This window comes from Kibdelosporangium aridum (genome assembly GCF_900176515.1).
Classification (GTDB): Bacteria; Actinomycetota; Actinomycetes; order Mycobacteriales; family Pseudonocardiaceae; genus Kibdelosporangium; species Kibdelosporangium aridum.
This window is the reverse complement of the sequence record NZ_FWXV01000019.1, coordinates 46,975-71,062: the sequence shown is the minus strand read 5'-3', so window position 1 is coordinate 71,062 and position 24,088 is coordinate 46,975. Positions and strand designations below refer to the sequence as shown.

Genomic DNA, 24,088 nt, shown 5'->3' with positions numbered 1-24,088 from the left:
ATGATCGTCTCGCTGCTGTACCACGTGACTCGGCACCTGCTCTCGATTCCCGGAGCGCTGCTGTGCCGTGAGACCACCAGGGACGCCGAGCTCCTGGTCCTGAGACACGAGAACTCGATCCTCCGCCGCCAACTCGGCAAGCGCCTGCGCTATCAGCCCGCGGACCGGCTCTGGTTCAGCGCCTTGTCCAGGCTCATCCCCCGCCGCCGATGGGCATCGGTCTTTCCCGTCACACCAGCGACCTTGTTGTCCTGGCACCGCCGACTCATCGCCCGGAAATGGGACTACACGGCCCGACGTACGAAACCGGGCCGACCGGCGACACCTCCCGCAATCCGCCAGCTCGTCCTGCGGCTTGCCGCCGAGAACAGCCGATGGGGACACCGCAGGATCCACGGCGAACTCGCCAGGCTCGGCCACACCGTCGCCGCATCCACCGTCTGGAACATTCTGCACGCGGCCGACGTCGACCCCGCACCGCGCCGCAACGGTCCGACATGGCGAGAATTCCTTGCCGCTCAAGCCAACAGCATCATCGCTTGCGACTTCGCGCACATCGATACCATTGGCATGCAGCGTCTCTACGCTCTGGTGTTCCTCGAACACGGCAACCGCCGCCTCCACGTCGCCGGTGTCACCACGCACCCCACCGGCGAGTGGGTCGCCCAACAAGCCCGCAACCTGGCCTACAACCTCGGTACCCGCACGGAATCCCTGCGGTTCCTCATCCGCGACCGCGACACCAAGTACACACGCAAGTTCGATGTCGTCTTCGAGGCAGACGACATCGAGATCCTGAAGACACCGCCACAAGCACCCAAGACAAACGCCCACTGCGAACGAGTCATCGGCACCCTACGCCGCGAAATCCTCGACCACATCCTGGTCGTCAACACAACCCACGCCCACCGTGTTCTCACCGAATACGCACACCACTACAACCACCATCGCCCACATCAAGCCCGCAACCAACAACCGCCCGAGGCCACATCCCCGCCACCACGGATCCCGAACCACAGCAGCCATCAGATCGTCCGCAAGCGCCTACTCGGCGGCATCATCAACGAGTACCACCATGCCGCCTGAACTGCAGCGATGAGTTTTTGAGCGGCACAACATCCGCAAGGCGTTGCACCCGTACCCGGACGGCTTGGGTCATCGCCACCAAGGGTGGTCTGACTCGCCACGGCCCTGACGAATAGACGCCCTGCGGTCGCCCGGATTACCTTCGCCAGTGCGTGGAGATGAGCCTACGGCGGCTTCAGTCGAGCGGATTGAGCTGTACTATCTCCACCGCATCGACCCGGCAGTGCCGATGGAAGACCAACATGCGGCCTGTCCAACGTGGACATGAGCCAGGTTCACAAGGCCAGCGAACTGATCAACGTCGCCGCGGTGCAGAACAAGTACTACGTCTCGGACCGCGTGTTCGAAGACGTGCTTCGTCACTGCGAGATCACCAAGATCGCCTTCGTGCCGTGCGCGCCTCTCGCAACCGGCACACACGCTGTACCCGGTGGTCTGCTTGACTCGCTGGCTACGAAGTACCGCGCAACGCCAGCCCAGCCGGCGCTGGCATGGCTACTGCGCCGATCCTGTGCCGCTCGAAAGTAATCGCCACAACGTGGCAGCGCATCTCTCTCAGGCTGACAGCATGCTCAGGTGGTCGTGTCTTTGCTGTACAAGGTGACTTGGAAGTTGTTGTCCGCCGCGTCGGTGCTGCTCCGTGGTGAGACGGAGGAGAACGCGCAGCTCCAGCTCCACACCGGATCCTCGGCGGGTTCATCAACGAGTACAGATACGCCGCGTGACGTGCAGGGATCACTTTCGAGCGGCACAGGTCGGAACAACCGCTTCTGCAACTCGGCGACGTCCGGCATGCGTCCAGATCCTAGAGACCAAGGCGCTGCTGCTCGGCCTGCACCACTCGCTGCTCCACCGACACCGCTGAGTCCAGTGCGCTCGCGTGCGAGTGCTTTGTGTCGCTTTCGCGCGCGTAGTGGTCGAACAGCAGGGTCTTGTGGTCGCGGATCTCCTGCACCCGTGCGTCCACGCTGTCCTTGACCAGCAACCGGTGCACGTGGACCTTGCGGACCTGGCCCATCCGGTGACAACGGGCGATCGCCTGGTCCTCCGTGCTCGGTTTCCACTGCGGCTCGGCGATGATCACCACGGACGCGGCCTGAATGTTGAGGCCCACGCCGCCCGCCTCGATCTGGGCCACCAGCACCGCGTGGTCCTCGCACGCGGTGAACGCGTCCACCAGTTGCTGACGGCCCTGCGCCGACGTCGCGCCGGTCAGGGGACCGAAGACTTCGAGGTGGTTCGCGACCGCGTCCAGCACGTCGTGAAAGTACGAGAACACCACGACCTTCCAGCCGTTGTCCCTCGACTCCTCGATGATCTCCAGCAGCCGCTCCAGCTTCGCCGAGCCGCGTGGCGTGCCCGGCGCGTAGGCGGCGCGGCGCATCGCCATCAGGTTCCCCTCGCGCACCGCGTCGAGGTACGCACCTCGGTCCTGCTTGCCGAACTCGACCCAGTCCTCCATCTCCAGCAGCTCCGGCAACTCCCCCAGCACGTCCTCCTGGTTGCGCCGCAGGTACACCGGTGCGACAACGCGGCGGAAGGCCTTCGCTCCCACCACGGCGTCGGTGGCGCCCGTGCGGGCCGCGACGCCCGGCTGGAGATAGGCGACCAGGTTGCGGAACTCCTCGACGCGGTTCTCCATCGGCGTGCCGGTGAGGAGCACTGCCCGCTCCGCGCGCCGCACGATCGTGTTGACCGCCTGTGAGCGCTGCGTGTCCGGGTTCTTCACGTAATGCGCCTCGTCGACCACGACCAGCGCCGCGCGGAACCTCTTCGGCAGCACCAGTTTCGGCAACGTGCCGAACGTCGTCACGCCGACGCCGCCCTGCGCCAACCACTTGCCGACCGCGCCGTCGCGGCCCGCGCCGTGCATCCGGTGCGGCACGAGGTCGCTGTGCCTGGCGATCTCGTTGACCCAGTTGACGACGACGCTCGCCGGGCAGACCACCAGGAACCCACGCCGCCCACCGGCGGCGAGGCTGGCCATCACCGCGATGGCCTCGATCGTCTTGCCCAGTCCCATCTCATCGCCGATGATGACGCGTTTGCGGGCCAGCGCGAACTTGGCTCCGAACACCTGGTATCCGCGCAGCGACACCTTCAGCAGGCTGGTGTCCAGTGTGGTCGCGTCGACCTCGTGCTCGATGTCGGCCGGGACGAAACCCTTGGCGGCACTGCGATCCGGCATCGCGTCCGCACCAGCGAGGTCGGCGAGGAGCGTGTTGTAGGCGGCCGCGTCGAGCTCGTAGTCGCGCCGCAGCGCACGGTGATCCAGGTCCGGCACGCGCAGCTGCGTGCCCACCGCGCGCAACGCCGCCACATCGCGACTGGCCAGCAGGGCCTCGAGCCGGCCGAGCGAATCGATGGCGGCCTGCCGGTTCTTCCGCGACGAGAAGAACATCCGCACCCGGCTCCAGGCACGGGATGCGGCGCGCACATCGGCGTCGACCCTGCCCAGCACGTCTCCGAGCGGCTCGCGCAGCGGACCGACGAGCTGGTTCGCCCTGCGCAGCTTGGACAGCAGCTGCAGCAGCTCGGTCTGGGCACGGTCAGCACGGTCGGGGTTCAGCCGGACCGTCGTGTCGCGCGCGACGCCATCGACGACGGCGCGGGCGACCCGCACGATCTGCTCGGCGGACTGCCTGCCCACTCCGGGCACACTATCGAGCTGTTCCGGGCGCGCCTTGGCGACGTCGGCGACGGTCCGGTACCCGGCGGCCTTCAGCGTGCTCAGCCGCAGGTTCGCCTTCGTGTCCCGGAGCTTGTCCACCGGCATGTCCCGGAGCTGGTCGGCCACCAGCGAGTCCCGGACCTCCTGGTACTTCGCGGCGGCGAGCGCGAGCAGCCGATCCGGTTCCGCGCGCACCCCTGCTGCCTCGGCGCGGAACGCCTTGGCGGCGGCCAGCACCGCGCGAGCATGCCTACCGACCTTTGCCGAGTCGTCCACCCGTGTCCTTCCGTCAGGCGGTTCGAGAGTACCGAAACCAGACCTGTCGTCGGTGGTAGGAGCACGCGACGCAGTCGGCCGTGCCGCCGACGGCGTGGCGAACCTAGGTGTTGAGCGGAGCGCCGTCCAGTGACTTCCGGCGGCGCGGCCACACTGCGATCGGCCCGCCGATGGCAAGCACCGCCGAGCCGAAGAACCCGAGCAGCATGCCGAGATCGTTCTGCGCCAACTGCTTCGAGGGATAGAAGGTCGTCGTGGGCTTCCCGCTCCTGGTCTGGTAAGCGGTCATGGCACTTCGCGACCGACGTCAGCGGACGACAGTTCGTTCGCGAAGCTGGAGAACCGGTACTCCTTGCAGTCCGGGTCACCACCGTCGCCGTGCACCTCGACACGGCGCCGAGCACGAACCAGTTCGGGTCGCGCAAGATGTCCTTGGCCACCGGGCGCGCACCGCGAAGGCCATCGCTGATCCCATGGGCCTTCGCCCACAGCGCAGCAAACGTGGCTGTGCCGCTCGAAAACTCATCGCTGCAGGTCAAGCGGCACAGCTGTGCTCTATGCAAGCCACCTCTCCCACGAGCACCAGCGCACAAGGTCTCGGATCGCGTTCGCCGCCCAGAAGGCACACACTGGAAGCAGGCCGAGCGCACGACGGCCCCGATCGGTCCCTCGGACATGGAATTCGACCCGTGTGCCTCGCCTGAGTTTCGTGGGCGGGAGGTCGGTCATGGCATGGGTCGAACACACCAGCGGTCAACATTGGCGAGTCCGCTACCGCCACGCTGACGGCACCGTTACCTCCGAAGGTGGCTTCATCAGCCCAACAGCCGCGCATACCCGCGCGCAGGAGATCGAGGTCGACCAACATCGCGGCACCTTCTACGACCCCACCTTTGGACACACCACCGTCGACCAGTGGCTACCACGCTGGTGGACCACCCTCACCCTCGACGACACCACCCTCGAGAACTACCACTACCTCATCCACACCCACATCACCCCCCGCTTCGGCCACATCCCACTTGGCGAACTGCGCGCCAGCAACATCACCACCTGGACCGCCGACCTGCACATCGCCGGCTACCAGCACTCCACCATCGTGGGCATCGTCAGCCTGTTCCGCCGCATCCTCGGCGACGCCGTCGAAGACGGCCTCATCCCCGCCAACCCCATCCACCCACACCGCAACCGCGGCACTCGCGCGTTCCGCATCCACCACGAAATGCTCTGGGCCACACCCGAAGAAGTCCTCCGCGGCGCGCGACAGGCGGAGCTCTTCCATAACCGGACCAGCGCCCTGCTCATCATCACCGCCGCGTGGACCGGATGCCGATGGGGCGAACTCGCCGCCCTCCAACGCCACAACACCCACGCTGACGACCGGACCATCGTCATCGACCCCGACACCGGAGCGCTCAAAGAAACCGCTCACCGGCAGTGGCTCGGGCCGCCCAAAACACCCGCCAGCGCGCGCACTATCACCCTGCCCGCATTTCTCGCTGTCCTGCTCAAACACCACCTCGCCAGCCACGACCACCCCGCCGTGTTCGCCAGCGACACCGGCAGCTTCCTCTGGCGCCACACCTGGCGCACCCGCGTGTTCAACCCCGCCTTCGACGGCAACGACGATCAACCGCACCCCACCGTCCGCCTATCCCCCATCCGCCCCGGACTCACCTTCCACGAACTGCGACACAGCCACAAAACCTGGCTCATCGCCGCCGGCATCCCCGAAATCGCCCAAGCACGCAGACTCGGCCACCGCCTCGACAACCGCATCACCGAGGTCTACAGCCACATCGCCGACCAGATCGAAACCCACATCCAGACAGCGCTCAAACACGCCTGGCTCGACGCCCGACACACCCTCGCCCAGCAACCGATACCGCCGCCCGTCACACCCCGCACTGGCTACATCCGACGACACCTCACCACACCCTGAACCCCGCAAGCACCCTCAAGGAGCACCCCCACCACACGAGCCACACGGTTCCCCTGACCAGCGCAAATACCAGATACAGGCCACAACACCAACATCGAATATGGGGCACCGTGCCCCATATTCACCCCATATTCGATCAACACCTACCACGACAACGATCACACAAGATCAACCCGCGCAACGAAAAAGGCCCGCTGACCTGGATGTTCACCCAGAGTCAGCGGGCTTGTTGCGACCGTCGGGACGACAGGATTTGAACCTGCGACCCCTTGACCCCCAGTCAAGTGCGCTACCAAACTGCGCCACGTCCCGGTCGCATCCGGTTGCCCGGTGCGAGGAGAAGCTTAGCGTACGCCCCCGGGCGGCTTACACCGGGTTACTTCTTGCGCTTCTCGCGGACCCGCACCGACAGCCTCACGGGGCTACCGACGAAGCCGAACTCTTCGCGGAACTTGCGTTCGATGAACCTGCGGTAGCTTGCTTCCAGGAAGCCGGTGGTGAACAGCACCAGTGTCGGTGGGCGGGCTTGGGCTTGGGTTGCGAAGAGGACCTTGGGTTGTTTGCCTCCGCGCACTGGCGGGGGTGTTGCCGCGATCAGGTCGCTCAGCCAGGAGTTCAGTTGTCCCGTTGGGACGCGGGTGTCCCATGACTTCAGCGCTGTCCTTAGGTGGGGCGCTAGTTTGTGGACTGATCGGCCTGTTAGGGCCGAGATGTTCACGCGTTCTGCCCAGGGGATGCGGACGAGGCCTCGTTCGAGTTCACGCACTAGCTGGTGCCTGCGGTCTTCGTCGACCAGGTCCCACTTGTTCATTGCGATCACGCAGGCTCGGCCGGATTCCACCACCATTGTCAGGACTCGGAGGTCCTGCTCGCTGATCGGGGTCGAGGCGTCCAGCAACACAATCGCGACTTCGGCCGCGTCGATCGCTGCCTTTGTCCGCAGGGAGGCGTAGTACTCCGCGCCGCTTGCGGTGTTCACGCGTTTGCGCAGGCCCGCGGTGTCTACGAAGCGCCAGACCTCGTTGTCGAGGGTCACCATGGAGTCCACTGGATCCACCGTTGTCCCCGCTACCGAGTCGACCACCGCGCGGTCTTCGCCGGTCAGTTTGTTCAGCAAGGACGACTTTCCTACGTTCGGCTTGCCCACCAGGGCCACTCGGCGGGGTCCGCCTACCCTGTTGAAGTCGTCTCGCGGCGTTTCCGGCAGCACCTCGAGGATCTTGTCGAGCAGGTCTCCGGAGTTTCGGCCGTGCAATGCGCTCACCGGGAACGGTTCGCCGAGACCCAGGTTCCACAGGGCCATCGCGTCCGCGTACAGCCTGTCGTCGTCCACTTTGTTCGCTACGACTATCACCGGGCGCTTCGAACGCCGGAGGATGCGGGCCGCCGCTTCTTCCGTTGCCGTCGCGCCCACCGACGCGTCGACGACGAGCAGGATCGCGTCCGCTGTGGACATCGCGTATTCCGCTTGGGCCGCAACGGCTTTCTGCAGTCCTGCCGCGTCCGGCTCCCAGCCTCCGGTGTCCAGGACCGTGAATTTCCGGCCGTTCCACAACGCGTCGTACGCCACGCGGTCGCGCGTCACGCCTGGCACGTCCTGCACCACGGCTTCGCGGCGCCCCAGGATCCGGTTCACCAGCGTCGACTTGCCGACGTTCGGCCTGCCCACCACCGCCAGCACCGGCTGTGACGCCGCACCCTCGGCTTCATCATCGGCGCCAGGGCTGATGTCCCAATCGGACTCATCAACCCAGGTACCGTCCAGCTCAGTCATCGCAAGTCTCGCATTCGATCCAGTTCACCGACCAGGTCCGCCAATGCGGTCCTGATCTGTTCGGTTCCGGCGGCAAGCCCGGAACGGCCAGGTCCCACGGTCAGCTCGAAGGGCTTGCCGACCAGCACGTCCACCACCGGCCGCAAGCGCCTGCCCGATCCCTCGGGCCGGCGGGTTCCGCGCACGGCCACCGGCTGCACGGTCGCACCGGACTGGCGTACCAGCCATGCGGCGCCCTGCTCAGCGTTCAGCACGTCACCTTCACCACGGGTTCCCTCGGGGAACACGCCAATCAGACCACCACCGCGCAACACGCGCACGGCGGCCAGCAGCGGTTTGCGGTCCGGTTCTCCCCTGCGGATGGCCAACTGCCCGATCGCCCGCAGGCCGTGGCCCGCTATCCCCTTGAAAAGCTCACCTTTGACCAGGAACACCGACCGTCGCGGCAGTATTCCGAACAGCACCTGCGGCTCGATCATCGAGCTGTGATTGGCCACGAGCACCACAGGACCGTCCATCGGGATGCGGTCCATGTGGTGCACCCGGAACCGGAACGCGGGACGGTACAGGTACCGGCCGATCACCCTGCCCACTTCGTGCAACCACGGGATCGCGTCCTCGGGCAGGTCAGAGGCCTTGCTCACGGACTCACCGCCTGGCCGGTGCGCAGCCCTCGGCTGTCCACAATGGCCAACAGGGACGTCAGCACGCCGGGCAGGTCCAGCTCGGTCGTGTCCAGCTCGACCGCGTCGTCGGCCCTGCGCAGCGGGGACACCGCGCGCGAGGAGTCATAGTCGTCACGTCGCTGCACATCTGCGAGCGTCGCCTCGACGGTCGCGGTACGCCCTGCGGCAGCGTCCTGGCGGGTACGGCGCTGGGCACGCGCGTCGGCCGACGCGGTGAGGTACACCTTCAGTTCGGCGTCCGGTGCGACGACTGTGCCGATGTCACGCCCCTCGACGACGATTCCGCCCTGCGTGTTCACGATCGAGGCGATGATCGCGCGCTGCTGCTCGACGAGAATCCGCCGGACCTCGGGCACGGCCGACACCTCGGACACGGCCAGCGTGACCTCGGGGCCACGGATCTCGGCGGCGACGTCGGCACCGTCCAGCAACACCGTCGGGCTGACCGGGTCGGTCCCGATCTCCACCCGCGCGGTGCGGGCGACCTCGGCCGGGTCACCGCCGGTACGCAGCACCGCGAGCGTCACCGCCCGGTACATCGCACCCGTGTCCAGGTAGCCGGACCGCAGAGTGCTGGCCAGCCGCCGCGCCACGGTGGACTTGCCGGTGCCGGAGGGGCCGTCGAGCGCGATAACCCCACGCAAATCACCCAGTGCCACCCCGTCGCCCTTTCCTCGAAAACCGTTCCAACCGTCTATTCTGCCTGGCCGCTGTGAGCGCGAGCCGGTCAGGACGCCTGCAAACGTTTGCAATCACCCATGTGCCAAGATCGCGCCATGGAAAGCGTGATGCTCAAGCCGACCGACGCCGGGATGATCCTGGCGATGAACAACGCCGCGGTGCCCAACGTGAACGAGGCCACCGAGGCCGAACTCGCCGCGTTGATCGAGATGTCCGAGCTGACCGTGGCACTCAAGGACGGCGACACCGTGCTCGGCTTCGTGCTCACGCTGCCGCCGGGCGTGGACTACGCCAGCGAGAACTACCGCTTCTTCAGCGAGCGTTACGACCGGTTCATCTACGTTGACCGGATTGTGGTCGGCGAAGAGGCACGCAATCGCGGCATCGGCGTCAAGCTCTACGACATCGTCAGCGAGTACGCCAAGGAACACGACGCCCCGCGCGTGCTGTGCGAGGTCAACCTGGAGCCGCCGAACCCCGGCAGCCTGCGGTTCCACAAGCGGATCGGGTTCGTCGAGGTCGGCCAGCAACGCACCAAGGGCGGGACCTACCTGGTCTCGCTGCTGGCCAAGGAACTCTGACGACCAAGCGCCAGTTCGGCGGCGATGGTCCCGGTCAACGGAGCCAAAGTGAGCCCGCTAGGACCCAGCCCGGTCGCGATGACCAGGCCGTCAGCCGGCGACGAGATCTCCGGACGGCCGCTGGTGCTCAACGGCCGGAAGCCGATCCGGATCTCCTCGATCGTGGCGTCGGAAAGTCCCGGCGCCACACCGAGGGCGTCCGACAAGACCTTGTGCACGCCGCCGGCGGTCTGCCGGAAGCCGAACCCGGATCCGGTCTCCCGCGTCGCCCCGACCACGACTTTCCCGCCAGGGAACGCCACGAGGTAGTGATCGCTCATCGAGCGGATCACCGGCCACTCCGAAGTGTCCACTCCGGACAGACGGAGGTGCGCGATCTGGCCGCGCTGCGGCTCGACCGCGACCTCGACACCGATCTCCTCACACAGCGTGGCCGTCCAAGCACCCGCTGCCACAACGACAGCGTGCGCGCCGATCACCTCACCACCGACCTCGACACCGGTCACCCGGGACAGTGCACGGACAAGCTTGGCCTCGCCACGAATCTGGCGCGCGCCACGCCGTTCGGCCGCACGTAGCAACGAATCCCGCATCGCGCGACCGTCGACACGCCCGACTCCGCTGACGTACAGACCAGCGAGATCTTGGCGCAGAACGGGAAAACGCCGTGCGGGTTCCCCGGTGGGCAGCACTTCGAACTCGCCGACGGACGAGTCGCGTTCCTGGATGGCGCGGATCATCGTGGCCGCTTCGGGCAGGCCGCTCTCGTCGTCGGTGATGGTGATTCCGCCGACCTGCGCGTAACCCGGCTCCGGTTCGCCGTCGGAGGCCAACTGGTTCAACAGAACCGGGTACTGCGCCGCCGCGGCCCACCAGAAGTCCGCAGTGCCCAGCGAAGGCTCGCCGATCGGCCACGGCCACACGATGCCCGCGCCCGCCGCCGTTGCCTGGCCTTCGTGTCCCGCGTCCACGAGCAGGACCTCCGCACCCTCGGCAACCAGCCGATACGCCGCCACAGCACCGACAATGCCGCCACCGACCACGATCACGCGCATGCCGACCAGCTAACCGCACCACGCGGCGGCGGGCCACTCGCACGCCCAATTCCCCAGTGCCGCGCGGCTGTCCGTGCCATCATGGAGAAACCTTGAACAGACCTTGAATAGGCGACCATACGCGTGGTGGAGTTCAGGCTTCTCGGCGAGATCGAGGCGCAGCAGGGCGGTCAGCTGGTCGATCTCGGGCATGCCAGGCAACGATGCGTGTTGGTCACGTTACTCGTCGAGGCCGACCAGGTGGTGCAGGTCGACCAGCTCCTCGACCGGGTGTGGGGCGAACGCCCGCCGACCAGAGCCCGTGACTCGCTCTACAGCTACCTTTCCCGGCTGCGGCAGATCTTGCCGGACGTGGACATCGTGCGCCGGTCCGGCGGTTACGTGCTGAGCGTGGATCCCGATCTGGTGGACCTGCACCGGTTCCGCCGCCTGGCCGCCGAAGCACGGGACACCGGTGACGTGCGGTTGTTCGACCAAGCGCTGGCTTTGTGGCGTGGCGAGCCATTCGCCGGTCTGGACACGCCGTGGCTCGCGGACGTGCGGGAAACTCTCAACCGGGAACGGCTCGCGGCCGAACTGGACCGCAACGACCTGGAACTGAGCGTCGACCGGATCCCCCAGCTGACCGCGCGGGCCGCGGAATTCCCATTGGACGAACGGCTTGCCGGCCAGCTCATGCTGGCGCTGCACCAATCCGGCAGGCAGTCCGGCGCGCTCGCGGTGTACGACGAAACCCGTCGCGCGCTGGCCGCGCAACTGGGCATCGACCCGAGCCCGGAGCTGACCAGGACCCGTCAGCAGATCCTCACCAACAGCGCGACGCCCGCAGCTCGGTTCGAGTTGCCGAGGGACGTCACCCAGTTCACCGGCAGAACCACGGAACTGCGTTATCTGCTGACGAATGCCGACGGTGTCGCAGCGATCGACGGCATGGCAGGCATCGGCAAAACAGCGTTGGCGGTACGGCTTGCGCATCAACTCGCGCCGCAGTACCCGGACGGCCAGCTGTTCCTCGACTTGCACGCGTACACGCCTGGTAGCGCACCGCTCTCCCCCGCCGCCGCGCTCGACAAAGTGCTGCGGGCGATCGGCGTCTCCGCGATCCCCGACGACGTCGACGAACGAGCGACGTTATGGCGATCGCGCCTGGCCGGACGCCGAATGCTGATCGTGCTGGACAACGTGGCCGACACGGCACAAGTCCGGCCGCTGCTTCCGGGAACGCCGGAATGCCTGGTGCTGATCACGAGCAGGCAGCGGCTGGCAGGCCTGGACGACGCGCGCGTGTTGTCGCTGGACGTCCTGCCACCGCGGGACGCGAAGGAACTCTTCGGCCGGATCATCGGCGAAGAACGGCAGATCGCCGAACCGGGCGCGGTGGAGGAGGTCCTGCGGTTGTGCGGGTATCTCCCGCTGGCGATCCGGCTCGCGGCGGCCCGATTACGGCACAGGTCTCGCTGGATGGTCGCCCACCTGGCAGGACGCCTGCGGGACCAACGGCAATTGGCCGAATTGCACGCCGAAGACCGTAGCGTGGCGACCGCGTTCAGCCTGTCGTACGAGCATCTCGACTCACCGCACCAGCGGCTGTTCCGCTTGCTCGGCCTGATCCCAGGTCCGGACTTCGACGTGCACGCCGCGGCGGCACTCGGCGATATCTCTCTGCCAGAGGCTGACCGGTTGCTGGAAGGCTTGCTGGACGTCCACCTGCTGCAGCAACCAAGTCCCGGCCGATACCGGATGCACGACCTGCTCAGGGCGTACGCGGCGCAACTGGCGAAGGACACGTCGGCGCTGGGCCAGCTGTACGACTACTACCTGCACGCCGCGTCGGTGGCGATGGACTTGATCGCGCCTCAGGAACGGCACCGGCGTGCGACGGTCCCGTCCTCGGACACCCCGATTCCGACGTTGACCAGATATGAGGAAGCCGCCGCATGGCTGGAATCGGAGCGGACGAACCTGTTGGCAGTGCGGGACGGAAGGTTCACGTCGCTGTTGTCGGCGATCCTCTGGCGGTTCTTGTATATCCGCGGCCACCACGACGAGGCTCTGACGCTGCACACGCGCGCTGTCTCGGCGGCACGCGAGTCCGGTGAACGTGTGCTTGAAGGACAAGCTTTGTGCAACTTGGGAATGTGCCTTGAGCGGCTCGGACGTTACACGGAAGCCGTTGAACACCACGAACAAGCGTTGCGGATCTTCCGTGAAACCGGGGCACGGCAACTGGAAGGCCATGCTTTGAACAGCATCGGCGTGGCGCATTCGTGGTTCAGCCGGCGTCAGAAGGCGATGTCGTACTACCGGCAAGCCGCGGAGATCGGACGGGAGACCGGAACCGGGGTCCTGGAAGTGTTCGCTTTGGACAATCTCGGCATCGAGCTGGCCGGGCTTGGCGATCACGAGGCAGCGATCCACCACTACAAGCGGGCCTTGGCGATCGCGCGGGACGAACTTCCTTACCTGCAAGGGCATGCGCTGGACAACCTCGGGCGGACCTTTACTCAGCTTGAGCGGTATGACGAGGCACGCGAGTACCTGACACAGGCGTTGGAGATCGCACGGAAGTGGTCGAACCGGACGTTCGAGATCGAGGTGCTGAACAGTCTGGGCGAGGCGGCTCGGGGTGCTTCGGATCCGGCCGAGGCTCTGGCTTTGCACCAGGAGGCTTTGCAGCTCAGCGAGGAGACCGGGTTGCGTTCGGAGCTTGCCCGGGCGTACAACGGGCTCGGGCAAGCCCACCACGACCTTGGCGACGAGAACGCGGCAAGAGCCCAGTGGGAGAAGGCTTTGGCTCTGTACAAGGAGTTGGGCGTGCCCGAGGCTGATGACGTTCGCAAGATCCTAGACATCGAATGACCTAAGGGTTCGTGGTGTCAGGCGGTGTCCACGAAATGTGGAGCATCCTCCTGAGCAGGATCAACAGAACACGCTGATTGTTAAAGTCCACATGACTGTGGCGCGCCGCGACAGCATCGCGAAGCGCACGCAACGCGTCATTGCCAGGTTGGTGCGTCGAAACCTGTGCTGCGAAGAAAATCAACAACGCCACCATGTTGTACTGCTCTGGCACCATGAGCTCGGGCAAGTCGAGCAGGAGCTCAGGATGGACCGCAATCGCCGCAGCAAGCACAGAGAGGTCGACCCCGGGCTGCCGGCAATCGAGGGCGAGCCTGATCCACTCCTTGATCGTGCCCGAGGTCAAGCCAGGTGCACGCTTGGCGACATAAAGGCCGATGAGACGGAACAGGCGGTCCATATCCATCGGTGAAAGCTCATCTTCCAGCATCCACATGGCTGAAGGCATCTCTTCGCGCACGTCAGATCCAGGATTGAGGACAACCTCGACAAGGAAGGCGACGAGGTCCGAGTATGCCTCATTCGTGCTCGTCACTTGCCCCTTGTCGGCGACAGTCCAGCCCCATTGGTAAAGCGCGGCCGACTTCACATCGCCGCACATCTGGTGGAATGCGATCTCAAGCGTGCCCGGCTGCAATACGTCCTTCCGCAGGACTATCCTGCCGTCCACCCGTGCCAGCGCACGGCACTGCGTCTCCCAACCGGTTCCCAGCCCGGCACGCCACAGGGAAACAGTGGCCACCCACCAGTCCGGCGGGTCGAAGCCGGGCGCCAGAAGGGTTCGGAGTAGCACGAGATTCGCCGAATAGGCAGCCAATTTTCGGACATCGTCGACAGGCAGCGGCTGGTAGCCCTCGTAAGTACTGCTGTCTGACCGGTTTCGGAAACTGTCCAGCAACACGTCCAATGTGCGCACGCACGACGTTTGTTCCTGTTCGGTCATACGCGCGAAGATCTCGCCGATGAAGTCCGCGATCGATTGGCGTGTGGTCAGGCTTTGATTGCACAGCAAGGCGAAGAGCAAGTCGTCGTCGTACTCGCGCCCACCCCGTCTGGTCTTCCTGCCACTCCCGGCCACCTCCAGCAGAACCTTGACGCTGTAGTGCGCGACCAGGTATTCGCCGAAGGTCGCGTGCAGGAACTCGTACGCCCGGTGAGCCTCTTCCCGGTGTGCGTCGGCTTCGGCCGTGTAAACGAAGAAGAACCTGCTGATCGTTTCGTGTCCCACTCGGTCAGGACGGACGGACGGCGTTTCGCCGGTCAGCGCCAGAATGTCTGACCCGAGCAAGTGATCACTGACATCCTGGCGATCCCGGTTGAACATGGCGAACGCGGCGATTCCCAAGCGCCACAACTGATCCTCGATCAGATCGGAGACATCCACAGTGGAATCACGCTTCGCCACTTCCCGGCGAACGAAGTCATCGAGGATGCGAGCGTAAAAGACCGCATTGGACATCTTCGCGTCCAGTGGCGGCGCCGACGGATCGGCCGCATAGACAGCCAACATCATCAACAACAACGGCTGACACGCCAACCCGCGATGCTTCATCACGACATCCAAGGAGACTTCGCCCATCACACCTGCGGCGATGTTGTCCTGGTTGCAGGCACTCCAGACACCCAACCAGTCGGCGATCTGCTCATCGGAGAATTCCTCCAGCTTCATCAAGGTCGCGTCGGCCGGAATCCGGACCTGGTCGGCCACCACTGTCCGAGAGGTGACAACGAACGCGATCGGTCGTTCCTGCTCGGCCTCCCGGAGCTGAAATTCCGCGACGTCCTGGAGATAAGAAGCGCGGCCACGCGACGACGCCTGCAAGAGCTCGTCCAGACCGTCCAGGAAAACCACCCGGGTCGTATCGCCTTCGTCGACCAGGTCGGCCCAGTGCACTCGGCGGTTGGTAGCCAGGTCGAGCGCCTGCTGGATCTGCTCGATGACCGGCGCGTCGGCGTCCACACGGCGTAGCGGCACCCGGATCGCGATGTACCCACTTTCCGGCAACCGGGCCGCGAGCACCTTGGTGAGCAACGACTTTCCGGCACCGGGGTGGCCAAGCAACAGCAACGGCGCTGACACGCTTTTCAGGGAAGTAAGGAAGGACGCGAAGAAGAGGTCGAGTTTCGACCGCATGGGTTGCAGCGCCCACCAGTTCTCGTCCGCGGGTGACGACTTCGCCGCATCGGCGACGCGGAACCGGGGGCTTTGATAAACGCGTTCCACCGCAGGGAACGCCATATCGGTGAACTGATCCAGTGCTTCGTTCGGCATGACTGTTTCGGTGAGCACAGACCGGTTCGCACGTACCAGGATGTGCCGGTAGGTGTCCGGTTTCCGGCCCCATGCCACTGAGAGCCGAGTGAGGATTTCCTCGATTCGGCCAAGTGAGTTCTTCTCCTCAGCCAGCGCCATCCTCAGCTCTTGGTGTACGCCCTGGATGCCGCGCAGGCCGGCGACGGTCACCCAGACGAAGAACTCGGGCACATCATTGGCCAGTTCGATGAAGTAGCTCTGGTACCTCGTTTCCGCTCTGGCCACTACTTCGTCCCGAACGGAGTTCATCTCTTCTTCGTGTGTCTTGTCGCTCCGGCCAGTATCCCGCCTCTTGACGACCCTGCCCATTCTGCCGCTTTGGCCGGTGTCGAGGCCTCTGACTACCCTGTCCACTGACCTGAGCAGATTCTGGTAATAACCGCGCAGGACCTGCGACTGATAGAGGCCCTCGCCCATCGGAGGCATCGGCAACTGATAGGACACCAGCAACGCGATAGCTTCTTCAGCATCCGCCGGCGGTGTGTCAGTGACAATCGACAGCTTTTCCCGTTCGCTGAGATTGGCTCTCGCGTACGCGGACCGCCTGGTGGTTTCTCGGTAGGCGTCGAAGAAGGCCGCTGTAACGATCACCGTGTGCGCGGCGGTGATCAACTCATAGCGCTCGTAACCCTTGGTCGGGTAGATTCGTTGGGCTACGCCGCTGACCAGCTTGCGCAGCAACGAGATAGCCTCGTTTTTCTGATCGACCATCTGAAACAGCGTCGCGACCGGCGACAGCGGGCTGGCTAGGATCAAGCCACCGAGCAGCGTGTCCAGGGCGTTGACCAGCTTGGAGTCGGATTTGCCGAGGAGGCGGAGCGCGCCGCGGTAAGTGAGCGCCGGGTTCTTACGCACGAATCCCCCATCTGCCGCTGATGTGAGTCAAAGACTCTATCGCGGTTGACGGGGGATTCGTTTGCGTTGGGTTTGCGACCCCGGAGGCTCTCGCAAGGCAGCCCCCGGGGTCGCAATGTCCTTCTACTTCAGGCCGTTGCTCATGGCCGTGATGAGTTCACCGTTGGTCGTGTCGCCGGACAGTTCCCAGAAGAACGCGCCGCCGAGACCTTGGTTCTTGGTGTACGTCATCTTCCCGCCGATGGTGGCCGGGGTGTCGTAGCTCCACCATTCGTTGCCGCAGTGGGCATACGCCGTCCCGCCGACCGTGCCGGTTGCCGGGCACTTTGTCTTGAGGACCTTGTAGTCGTCGATACCGCCCGACGGTTCCACTGAGGAGGGGGCCGGTCCGGTCGCTGAGCCGCCCGGGGCGCTTTGGGTCACGCCGGTCCAGCCGCGGCCGTAGAAGCCGATGCCGAGCAACAGCTTGCTCGTTGGGACGCCCTTGCTCTTCAGCTTCTGGATCGCGGTGTCGGAGTCGAAGCCCTGCTGCGGAATTCCCGGGTACGACGTGAGCGGCGAGTGCGGTGCGGTCGGGCCCTGCGCGGCGAACGCGCCGAAGTAGTCGTACGTCATCACGTTGTACCAGTTGAGGTACTGCGCGGCGCCGCCGTAGTCGGCTGCGTCGATCTTGCCGCCGTTGGTGCCGTCGGCCGTGATCGCCGCGGTGACCAGGTAGTCCTGGCCGAAGCGGTTGCGCAGGGCCTGCGCGACGTTCTTGAAAGCGGCCGGGCCGCTGGAGTCACAGGTCAGACCGCAGGCGTTCGGGTACTCCCAGTCGATGTCGATGCCGTCGAAGATGTCCGCCCAGCGCGGGTCCTCGACGTGCTTGTAGCAGGACTCGGCGAACGCGGCCGGATCCTGCGCCGCCTGGCCGAAGCCGCCGGACCAGGTCCAGCCACCGAACGAGTACAGGACCTTGATGTGCGGGTACATCTTCTTCAGCTTGCGCAGCTGGTTGAAGTTACCGCGCAGCGCACCGGTGTCCCACGAGTCCGGCGTACCGTCCACACTGGACGCCGCGTCGTAGAACTTCTCGATGTCCGGGTCGCGGTCGCCCAGCACGCACTGGCCGTTCTGGACGTTGCCGAACGCGTAGTTGATGTGCGTCAGCTTCGCGGCCGAACCGCTGGTGTGGATGTTCTTCACGTGGTAGTTGCGGCCGTAGACCGTCCACTGTGCGAAGTAACCGAGGTTGATCTTGCCACCCGGGCCCGGCGGTGGGGTCGTGGTGGGCGGCGGCGTCGTGGTCGGTGGCGGCGTGGTCGTCGGCGGCTGGCCGGACGCGTCACACGAGCCGCCGTCGAGCTTGCAGCCGGTCGGCGCGGTGTACGCGCCGCTGTACTTCACGTTGAAGCCGAAGCTGACCGAGGCACCTGGGGCGATAGTGCCGTTCCAGGTGTTCTTCACCGTGACGTGCTGACCGCTGGTGGTCTGGCTGCCGTCCCACAGCCCCGACAGGCTGTGCCCGGCGGGCAGGTCGAACTCCAGCGTCCACGAAGTACGGGCGCTGGTGCTGCCGTTCTTGATCGTGTACTTGCCCTCGTAGCCGGTTCCCCAGTCGGAACCCTTGCTGAAGGTGGCCGAGACGCCGCCTGCGCCCGCGGCGGGCACGACGGCGAGGCCCAACACCACTGTGGCGGAGGCGGCCGTTAAGGCCGCGGCGTGGTGCCATCGAAACTTGAACATCAGTCTCCTCAAACGGCAGGGGCGGAGCGATGCAAGAAACGATGTGGTCCAGACCACGTGAAGATCAAGGGTCTAGACCAAGCTGTTACCCGAATGGAGTAACGAACGAAAATCCCAGCTCACGTGGGATGAGTAGTTCGTGCAGTCTTAACGGTACAAAGAACTCACGTTCTTGACTTCTGGCGCCAGATCTGGTCTTTCCACGACCGTCACGCCGGCGGTGGCGAGCACCTCGAAGCCCTCACCGATCACGAACCGGCTCGGCTCACGCAATGCGAACACCACCCGCGGGATGCCGGCGTCGATAATCCACTGTGAACAACTGCGCGGCCTTGACATGCGAGTGCTGCACGGTTCCAGCGAGCTGTAGATGGTCGCGGTCTTGAGACGCGGGTCATTGAACGGGATTTTGGCCAGGGCCTCTTCTTCGGCGTGCGCCTTGGGATCAGTCTCCCGCGAGTAACCCCGAGCGATCTCCTTGCCGTCGGCGGCAACGATCACCGCGCCGACCGGGTACGCCGTCTCGGACGGCGGGCATTTGCGGGATTCCTCGATGCAGACCCGCAACCAGTACCGGTCGGCGTCCGGGAAGAACTGCATCACCGTGACGTCGCCGACTCGTTGAATGTCACCCAACACCATCCGGCCGGTCCCGAACTGTCCATCTTGGACGAACCGGGGCGCGCGGCTGTCGCCGACGAAGATCGGGGCGACCGCGAGCTGGATCTCGTCGGCCAGGTTCTGCGTCAGAAATGCCGTGTGCACAGCACTTCCGCCCTCGACCATCAGCCTTTTCACGCCACGCCTCGCCAAGTCCTCGACCACAACGGACAGTGGAACCGCCGGCGGGCCGTACACGACGAAGTTGTCGTCACGGAAGAACGCCGCCTCTTTGTCAAGTGAACCTGAGGCGGTGAACGTTACGCGCAAAGGGTTAGCAGGCAGCCCGCGCGCTTCCCGCTCGGCACGCCGCTCGTCCGAACGGACCCCGAGCCGCGGGTTGTCACGGCGGATTGTGTTGGCGCCCACCATGATCGCGTCCACGCTCGCGCGCAACTCGTCCACCCGATCCCAGTCCTCGTCACCAGACAGGATCAGGCGGTCATCCGTCGCGTCGTCGATGTAGCCGTCGACCGACATCGCCGCGCTGAGGATCGTGTACGGACGGTTCACAGGCCCACTGCGGAGTAAAGCGCGCCGATCTCGTTGCGGTTCAACGCTCGCATCGTGCCCGGGCGCTGATTGCCGAGCCTTATGTCCCCGAACGCCGTTCGGACAAGCCGCTGCACGGGATGACCGACGTGCTCCAGCATCCGCCGGACGATGCGGTTACGGCCTTCGTGCAGCACGATCTCGACCATTGCCTTGCCCGGCATCGAGTCGACGAGCTTGAACGCGTCCGCGCGCGCCCACCCGTCGTCCAGTTCGACACCGTCCTTCAACTGCTTGCCGAGTTCCCTGGGAATCGGACCAGGCACTTCGGCGAGGTAGGTCTTGGGCACCTCGTAGGACGGGTGCGTCAGCCGGTGGCCGAGGTCGCCGTCGTTGGTGAGCAGCAGCAGGCCTTCGGTGTCGGCGTCAAGGCGCCCGACATGGAAGATGCCCGCGTTGGCGTTGCGCTCGTACTTGTGGACCCAGTCACCGACGCACGGACGCCCGCGGTCGTCGGTCATCGTGGTGTGCACGCCCAGCGGCTTGTTGAACGCCAGGTACACCAGGTCCTCGCTGAGCACAACCCGGACACCGTCCACATGGATCACGGCGTTGCGCGGATCAACCCTCCGGCCGAACTCGCGCACGATCTCGCCGTCGACACTGACCCGGCCTTCGGCGATCAGGTCCTCGGCCGCGCGCCGGCTCGCCACTCCCGCCTTGGAGAGCACCTTTTGCAGCCGGACACCTTCCGGACTTTCAGACATCGTCGATCGCATCCACTTCGGGCAACAGGGGGGCGATGGGCGGCAGATCCTCCAGGGAGGACAGCCCCAACCGCTCCAGGAACAACTCGGTCGTCCGATAAAGGATGCCACCCGTGTCCTTGTCCGTGCCGGTCTCCTCGATCAGACCGCGCACGAGCAGGGTACGGATCACCCCATCGACGTTGACACCACGCACAGCGGCAACCCTCGCCCTGGTCACCGGCTGCCGGTAGGCGATGACAGCGAGAGACTCCAGTGCCGCGCGGGTGAGCTTCGCGCGCTGGCCGTCGTGCAGGAGCTTCTCGACGAACGGCGCGTACTTGTCACGCGTGTAGAACCGCCAGCCGCCGCCCACGTCACGCAGGTCGATGCCCCGGTTCTGCTCGGCGTACTGGGCGGCCATGGTCTTCAGGGCCGCCCGGATCCGCTTCACGGGCTCGTCCAGGGCGCCGGCGAGCATTTCGACTTCGGCCGGGGAGTCGACGACGAGCAGGAGGGCTTCGAGGGCGGAGTGGAGGGCTTCGTCCTCGGTGAGGTCCGGAAGGCGGGAGGCGAAGGCGGTGGCGTCTTCGCTGGCATCTTCGCCGGCGGCTTCAGAGTCGACTGCGGCAGCCAGGTCGGCAGCGGACACGGCCTCCGGAGCGGCTGCGTCAGCCGCAGCCGAGGCGGTGGCCGATGGGAGGTCGGCATCCGGGGCCGCTTGCCCTTCCTGGGATGCGCTCACAGTGGCGTTGGGGGCATCAGTTGGTTCGGTGGCATCGCCATCCGCGGCACCGGCATCGGCTGGCTGCGGGGCTCCGGAGTCGGCGGCGTGTGGCTCGGCGGGTGTCTCGGCCTCGGTGGCCGAGGCGGCGGACGGGTCAGCACCCGCTGCAAGGGCCACATCCGCGTCGGCATCCGCCGAGTCGAGGGCAGCCGAATCGGTGGGGGCCGCAGCCGGATCCGAGGCCTCGGTCGCAGGGCTCACTTCACCAGCGACGGCTGGCTCCTCGGCGACTACATCAGTGGCTGCCGCGCCCGAGTCAGGGGTCGGCACGGCTTCGCCATCGGCACTCGCTTCACCAGCATCGGCCAGACCCGAGCCCTCAACCTCCAGGCTCGCTTCAGCTGCGTCGGCTGGATCCGCGCCGTCGCCATCGGCACTCACTTCAGCAGCGGCGGCCGCCTCTTCGCTGGCCGCGGCAGCCTCGGCTTCTGCCACCATCTTGCTGCGCTCGTCGAACGAGGCCACCAGAGCGGCGATGCGCGCGTTGGTCGCCTCGGCTTCGGCGTCGGCCTCGTTCGCTGGCTTGCGGGGGTCTTCAGGTCCGTTTTCGGGCGTCGTCACCCGTATTCCTCCTCCTCGGCGGAGGTCTTGGCTGCCTCGGCCGCGGCCCTGGCCTCCTCGACGCTGCCGCCGGTCCACTTCACCCGCAGTTCGCTGAGCGGCTCGTCCTGTTCGAACAACACCACGGCCTCGCGGTACAGCTCGAGCAGGCCGAGGAACCGGGCGACCACCTCCGCGATGTGCTCGCAGTCCGCGACCATCTCAGCAAAGGTCAGGGTCCCTGCTTCGGCCAGCCGCACCCGTAGGACGCCCGCCGTCTCCTTCACCGAGACCGCGCGCACGTGGACGTGGGCCAGCGACACCGTGGGCGGCGGCTTCGGCCGGAACACCGCGGCCGCGATCTCCGCGAACTTCTCCGGTGACACGCCGAGCATCACTTCGGGCAACAGCGAGGTGTAGCGCTCCTCGAGCGCGACCGAACGAGGGTAGCGCCGCAAGGCGTTCGCTTCGAGCTCCGAGAACAGCGCCGCCACCTGCTTGTACGCCCGGTACTGCAACAGCCGGGCGAAGAGCAGGTCGCGGGCTTCCAGCAGCGCCAGGTCTTCTTCGTCCTCGACGTCGCCGGCGGGCAGCAGGCGGGCCGCTTTCAGGTCCAGCAGTGTCGCGGCGACCACCAGGAACTCCGTGGTCTCGTCGAGGTCGAAGTCCTTGCCCAATGCCCGGATGTACGCGATGAAGTCGTCCGTCACCCGGTGCAGCGCCACCTCGGTCACGTCCATCTCGTGCTGCGAGATCAACTGCAGCAGCAGGTCGAACGGCCCCTCGAAGTTCGACAGCTTCACCGTGAACTTCGACGACCCAGGCTGCGGGTCGGCTGGCGGCTCGGGCGGGGTCTCCAACGCGGTCGTCACTGCCCGTTTTCCTGGCGGAGTCTGCGGACCAGCAGCGACTCCTCGCCGTACTCCTCGAGATCCGCCAGCAGCACGGCGATCGCTTCACGGACGACACGGCCGCGGTCGACCGCCAGCCCGTGCTTGGCGCGCAACGCCAGGCGGGCGTGTTCCAGCGCCAGCAGCTCCTCGTCGGACACGTACACCGTGATCTTCGTGTCGTGTTTCTGGCGCGGCGAGCCACCCCGGACCACGTTTGGCCGGGTCTCCGGCTTTGGTGGAGTTGTCGGACGGAAGAGCTCGGCCGCACCCGGCAAAGGGGCGCGGCGGGTCACCTGGCGATCACCTCGCGAGCAAGCGCGCGGTAGGCCTTCGCACCGGCCGATCGCGGCGCCCAGCGGGTGATCGGCTCGCCGGCGACGGTCGTCTCCGGGAAGCGCACGGTCCTGTTGATCACGGTGTCGAACACGATATCCCCGAACCTCTCCACAACGCGGGCCATCACCTCGCGTGAGTGCAGCGTACGGGGGTCGAACATGGTCGCGAGAATGCCGGTGATCTCCAGCCTCGGGTTCAGCCTCTCCTGGACCTTCTGAATCGTGTCCATCAGCAGCGCAGCTCCACGCATGCTGAAATACTCGCATTCGAGCGGAATCAGCACGCCATCGGCTGCCGCCAGGGCGTTCACCGTGAGTAGTCCCAGCGACGGCTGGCAATCCACCAGGATGTAGTCGTACTTGTCGATCACCGGACGCAGCGTGCGCAGCAGCGCGTGCTCCCGACCGACCTCCGCGACCAGTTGCACCTCGGCCGCGGAGAGGTCGATGTTGCTCGGCAGCAGGTCCATGTCCTCGACCGTGGTACGGATGACCACGTCGTCGAGGTTGGGCCCGTGCTCGATGAGCACGTTGTAGATCGTCTGGTCCAGCGCGTGTGGCGGGATGCCGAGGCCGACCGACAACGCACCCTGCGGGTCGAAGTCGACCAGCAGCACGCGACGGCCGAACTCGGTCAGTGCCGCACCGAGGTTGATCGCCGATGTCGTCTTGCCGACGCCACCCTTTTGGTTACAGATCGCCAGTACCTTCGCCGGACCGTGCTTCTCCAGCATGGCCGGTTCGGGAATGTGCCGTTTCGGCCGCCCCGTCGGGCCGATCGATCCATCGGGACCGGTCGACGGGTCGTCTTCTTCGGCGTCTGTAGCGGGTTTGGCGGGGAGACTCAAAGGATCCTCAGTGGGGCGCACGACCGGAACGGCAGTAACGGGCGGGCGCTCCTGCGGTTGATAAGTCGGTGGGGACGGTTGGGGCTGTGGATATGGCGCTGGTGCGGACGCGGCTGGATAAGGCGGTGCCGAGGCGTGCCCCGGCACGCCGTAAGGCTGCGCCGCTGACTCGAATGTCGACATGCCGACCTAGCTCCTTGTCGTCCGGTCTTGGCGCAGACTAAGGGTGACCAACCCACGTGGCAACGCGCCTCGCCGGTAAGGGGCCGTATCCGCAGT

General features: G+C 65.8%; 20 protein-coding genes and 1 tRNA gene. 5 read left to right on the top strand and 16 right to left on the bottom strand.

Translation table 11 applies throughout. The features are described from left to right. On the top strand, positions 1-1,086 hold the full coding sequence (locus B9C43_RS52155) for an integrase core domain-containing protein (RefSeq protein ID WP_084434649.1): 1,086 nt from the start codon (positions 1-3) through the stop codon (positions 1,084-1,086). A gap of 264 nt (positions 1,087-1,350) precedes the next feature. Next, positions 1,351-1,614, top strand: coding sequence for an aldo-keto reductase family protein (locus B9C43_RS58025; RefSeq protein ID WP_200826097.1), 264 nt, complete (start codon positions 1,351-1,353; stop codon positions 1,612-1,614). Positions 1,615-1,658: 44 nt separating this feature from the next. Here the strand turns inward: B9C43_RS58025 and B9C43_RS52145 are convergent, their stop codons facing one another. The 3 genes from B9C43_RS52145 to B9C43_RS52135 all read right to left on the bottom strand — a co-directional run bounded on the left by B9C43_RS52145 (position 1,659) and on the right by B9C43_RS52135 (position 4,322). Next, complete coding sequence (locus B9C43_RS52145) at positions 1,659-1,880, bottom strand: hypothetical protein (protein WP_084434648.1); 222 nt, start codon at positions 1,878-1,880, stop codon at positions 1,659-1,661. An 11-nt stretch (positions 1,881-1,891) separates the two neighbouring features. After that, positions 1,892-4,033, bottom strand: a complete 2,142-nt coding sequence (locus B9C43_RS52140) for a DEAD/DEAH box helicase (RefSeq protein WP_084434647.1) — start codon at positions 4,031-4,033, stop codon at positions 1,892-1,894. Positions 4,034-4,136: 103 nt separating this feature from the next. Next, positions 4,137-4,322 (bottom strand): hypothetical protein, encoded by a 186-nt coding sequence (locus B9C43_RS52135; RefSeq protein ID WP_084434646.1) that lies wholly within the window; start codon positions 4,320-4,322, stop codon positions 4,137-4,139. 438 nt (positions 4,323-4,760) lie between these two features. On the opposite strand from B9C43_RS52135, the gene B9C43_RS52130 reads away from it, so the two are divergent. Then, positions 4,761-5,975 carry a tyrosine-type recombinase/integrase gene (locus tag B9C43_RS52130; protein ID WP_084434645.1) on the top strand — a complete coding sequence of 405 codons (1,215 nt, stop codon included), beginning with the start codon at positions 4,761-4,763 and terminating at the stop codon, positions 5,973-5,975. Between the two features lie 238 nt (positions 5,976-6,213). On the opposite strand, the gene B9C43_RS52125 is transcribed toward B9C43_RS52130, so the two are convergent. The 4 genes from B9C43_RS52125 to cmk form a co-directional block, all read right to left on the bottom strand. Further along, positions 6,214-6,287, bottom strand: a tRNA-Pro gene (locus B9C43_RS52125). A 64-nt stretch (positions 6,288-6,351) separates the two neighbouring features. Beyond that, a complete protein-coding gene (der, locus tag B9C43_RS52120) occupies positions 6,352-7,749 on the bottom strand; it encodes a ribosome biogenesis GTPase Der (protein WP_084434644.1) in 1,398 nt (465 codons plus the stop codon). Further along, entirely contained in the window at positions 7,746-8,393 is a 648-nt protein-coding gene (locus B9C43_RS52115; RefSeq protein WP_033386206.1) for a lysophospholipid acyltransferase family protein, read from the bottom strand. The genes der and B9C43_RS52115 overlap by 4 nt, the downstream gene beginning before the upstream one ends. Beyond that, positions 8,390-9,094, bottom strand: coding sequence for a (d)CMP kinase (cmk, locus tag B9C43_RS52110; RefSeq protein ID WP_033386209.1), 705 nt, complete (start codon positions 9,092-9,094; stop codon positions 8,390-8,392). Before cmk ends, B9C43_RS52115 begins: the two co-directional genes overlap by 4 nt. A 117-nt stretch (positions 9,095-9,211) precedes the next feature. On the opposite strand from cmk, the gene B9C43_RS52105 reads away from it, so the two are divergent. Continuing rightward, entirely contained in the window at positions 9,212-9,697 is a 486-nt protein-coding gene (locus B9C43_RS52105) for a GNAT family N-acetyltransferase (RefSeq protein WP_051896332.1), read from the top strand. Here B9C43_RS52105 and B9C43_RS52100 read toward each other — a convergent pair. After that, positions 9,664-10,752 (bottom strand): NAD(P)/FAD-dependent oxidoreductase, encoded by a 1,089-nt coding sequence (locus tag B9C43_RS52100; protein WP_084434642.1) that lies wholly within the window; start codon positions 10,750-10,752, stop codon positions 9,664-9,666. The two genes, B9C43_RS52105 and B9C43_RS52100, sit on opposite strands and share 34 nt — an antisense overlap. Before the next feature lie 126 nt (positions 10,753-10,878). On the opposite strand from B9C43_RS52100, the gene B9C43_RS52095 reads away from it, so the two are divergent. Beyond that, complete coding sequence (locus B9C43_RS52095) at positions 10,879-13,611, top strand: AfsR/SARP family transcriptional regulator (RefSeq protein ID WP_143447214.1); 2,733 nt, start codon at positions 10,879-10,881, stop codon at positions 13,609-13,611. Position 13,612: 1 nt separating this feature from the next. Here B9C43_RS52095 and B9C43_RS52090 read toward each other — a convergent pair whose 3' ends face one another. The 8 genes from B9C43_RS52090 to B9C43_RS52055 all read right to left on the bottom strand — a co-directional run bounded on the left by B9C43_RS52090 (position 13,613) and on the right by B9C43_RS52055 (position 23,992). Further along, positions 13,613-16,780 carry an NACHT domain-containing protein gene (locus B9C43_RS52090; RefSeq protein WP_084434640.1) on the bottom strand — a complete coding sequence of 1,056 codons (3,168 nt, stop codon included), beginning with the start codon at positions 16,778-16,780 and terminating at the stop codon, positions 13,613-13,615. 123 nt (positions 16,781-16,903) lie between these two features. Next, positions 16,904-18,508 (bottom strand): glycosyl hydrolase family 18 protein, encoded by a 1,605-nt coding sequence (locus B9C43_RS52085; RefSeq protein WP_084434639.1) that lies wholly within the window; start codon positions 18,506-18,508, stop codon positions 16,904-16,906. Positions 18,509-18,655: 147 nt separating this feature from the next. Continuing rightward, positions 18,656-19,681, bottom strand: coding sequence for a dihydrofolate reductase family protein (locus B9C43_RS52080; RefSeq protein WP_084434638.1), 1,026 nt, complete (start codon positions 19,679-19,681; stop codon positions 18,656-18,658). Beyond that, entirely contained in the window at positions 19,678-20,427 is a 750-nt protein-coding gene (locus B9C43_RS52075) for a pseudouridine synthase (protein WP_033386246.1), read from the bottom strand. Before B9C43_RS52075 ends, B9C43_RS52080 begins: the two co-directional genes overlap by 4 nt. Then, on the bottom strand, positions 20,420-21,754 hold the full coding sequence (gene scpB / locus B9C43_RS52070; protein WP_407657186.1) for an SMC-Scp complex subunit ScpB: 1,335 nt from the start codon (positions 21,752-21,754) through the stop codon (positions 20,420-20,422). The genes B9C43_RS52075 and scpB overlap by 8 nt, the downstream gene beginning before the upstream one ends. Further along, the gene (locus tag B9C43_RS52065; RefSeq protein WP_143447213.1) at positions 21,751-22,605 is read right to left on the bottom strand and encodes a segregation and condensation protein A; all 855 of its coding nucleotides are present in this window, start codon (positions 22,603-22,605) and stop codon (positions 21,751-21,753) included. The genes scpB and B9C43_RS52065 overlap by 4 nt, the downstream gene beginning before the upstream one ends. After that, positions 22,602-22,919 carry a hypothetical protein gene (locus B9C43_RS52060; protein WP_033387602.1) on the bottom strand — a complete coding sequence of 106 codons (318 nt, stop codon included), beginning with the start codon at positions 22,917-22,919 and terminating at the stop codon, positions 22,602-22,604. The genes B9C43_RS52065 and B9C43_RS52060 overlap by 4 nt, the downstream gene beginning before the upstream one ends. Continuing rightward, on the bottom strand, positions 22,916-23,992 hold the full coding sequence (locus B9C43_RS52055; protein WP_235039348.1) for a ParA family protein: 1,077 nt from the start codon (positions 23,990-23,992) through the stop codon (positions 22,916-22,918). Before B9C43_RS52055 ends, B9C43_RS52060 begins: the two co-directional genes overlap by 4 nt. Positions 23,993-24,088 lie beyond the last annotated feature (96 nt).

Excerpts from the sequence above, each read along its gene's own strand:
- B9C43_RS52155 (WP_084434649.1), top strand. The coding sequence starts at position 1 with ATGATCGTCTCGCTGCTGTACCACGTGACTCGGCACCTGCTCTCGATT.
- B9C43_RS58025 (WP_200826097.1), top strand. The coding sequence starts at position 1,351 with ATGAGCCAGGTTCACAAGGCCAGCGAACTGATCAACGTCGCCGCGGTG.
- B9C43_RS52145 (WP_084434648.1), bottom strand. The coding sequence starts at position 1,880 with ATGCCGGACGTCGCCGAGTTGCAGAAGCGGTTGTTCCGACCTGTGCCG.
- B9C43_RS52135 (WP_084434646.1), bottom strand. The coding sequence starts at position 4,322 with ATGACCGCTTACCAGACCAGGAGCGGGAAGCCCACGACGACCTTCTAT.
- B9C43_RS52130 (WP_084434645.1), top strand. The coding sequence starts at position 4,761 with ATGGCATGGGTCGAACACACCAGCGGTCAACATTGGCGAGTCCGCTAC.
- der (WP_084434644.1), bottom strand. The coding sequence starts at position 7,749 with ATGACTGAGCTGGACGGTACCTGGGTTGATGAGTCCGATTGGGACATC.
- B9C43_RS52105 (WP_051896332.1), top strand. The coding sequence starts at position 9,212 with ATGGAAAGCGTGATGCTCAAGCCGACCGACGCCGGGATGATCCTGGCG.
- B9C43_RS52100 (WP_084434642.1), bottom strand. The coding sequence starts at position 10,752 with ATGCGCGTGATCGTGGTCGGTGGCGGCATTGTCGGTGCTGTGGCGGCG.
- B9C43_RS52085 (WP_084434639.1), bottom strand. The coding sequence starts at position 18,508 with ATGTTCAAGTTTCGATGGCACCACGCCGCGGCCTTAACGGCCGCCTCC.
- B9C43_RS52075 (WP_033386246.1), bottom strand. The coding sequence starts at position 20,427 with ATGTCTGAAAGTCCGGAAGGTGTCCGGCTGCAAAAGGTGCTCTCCAAG.
- B9C43_RS52055 (WP_235039348.1), bottom strand. The coding sequence starts at position 23,992 with ATGTCGACATTCGAGTCAGCGGCGCAGCCTTACGGCGTGCCGGGGCAC.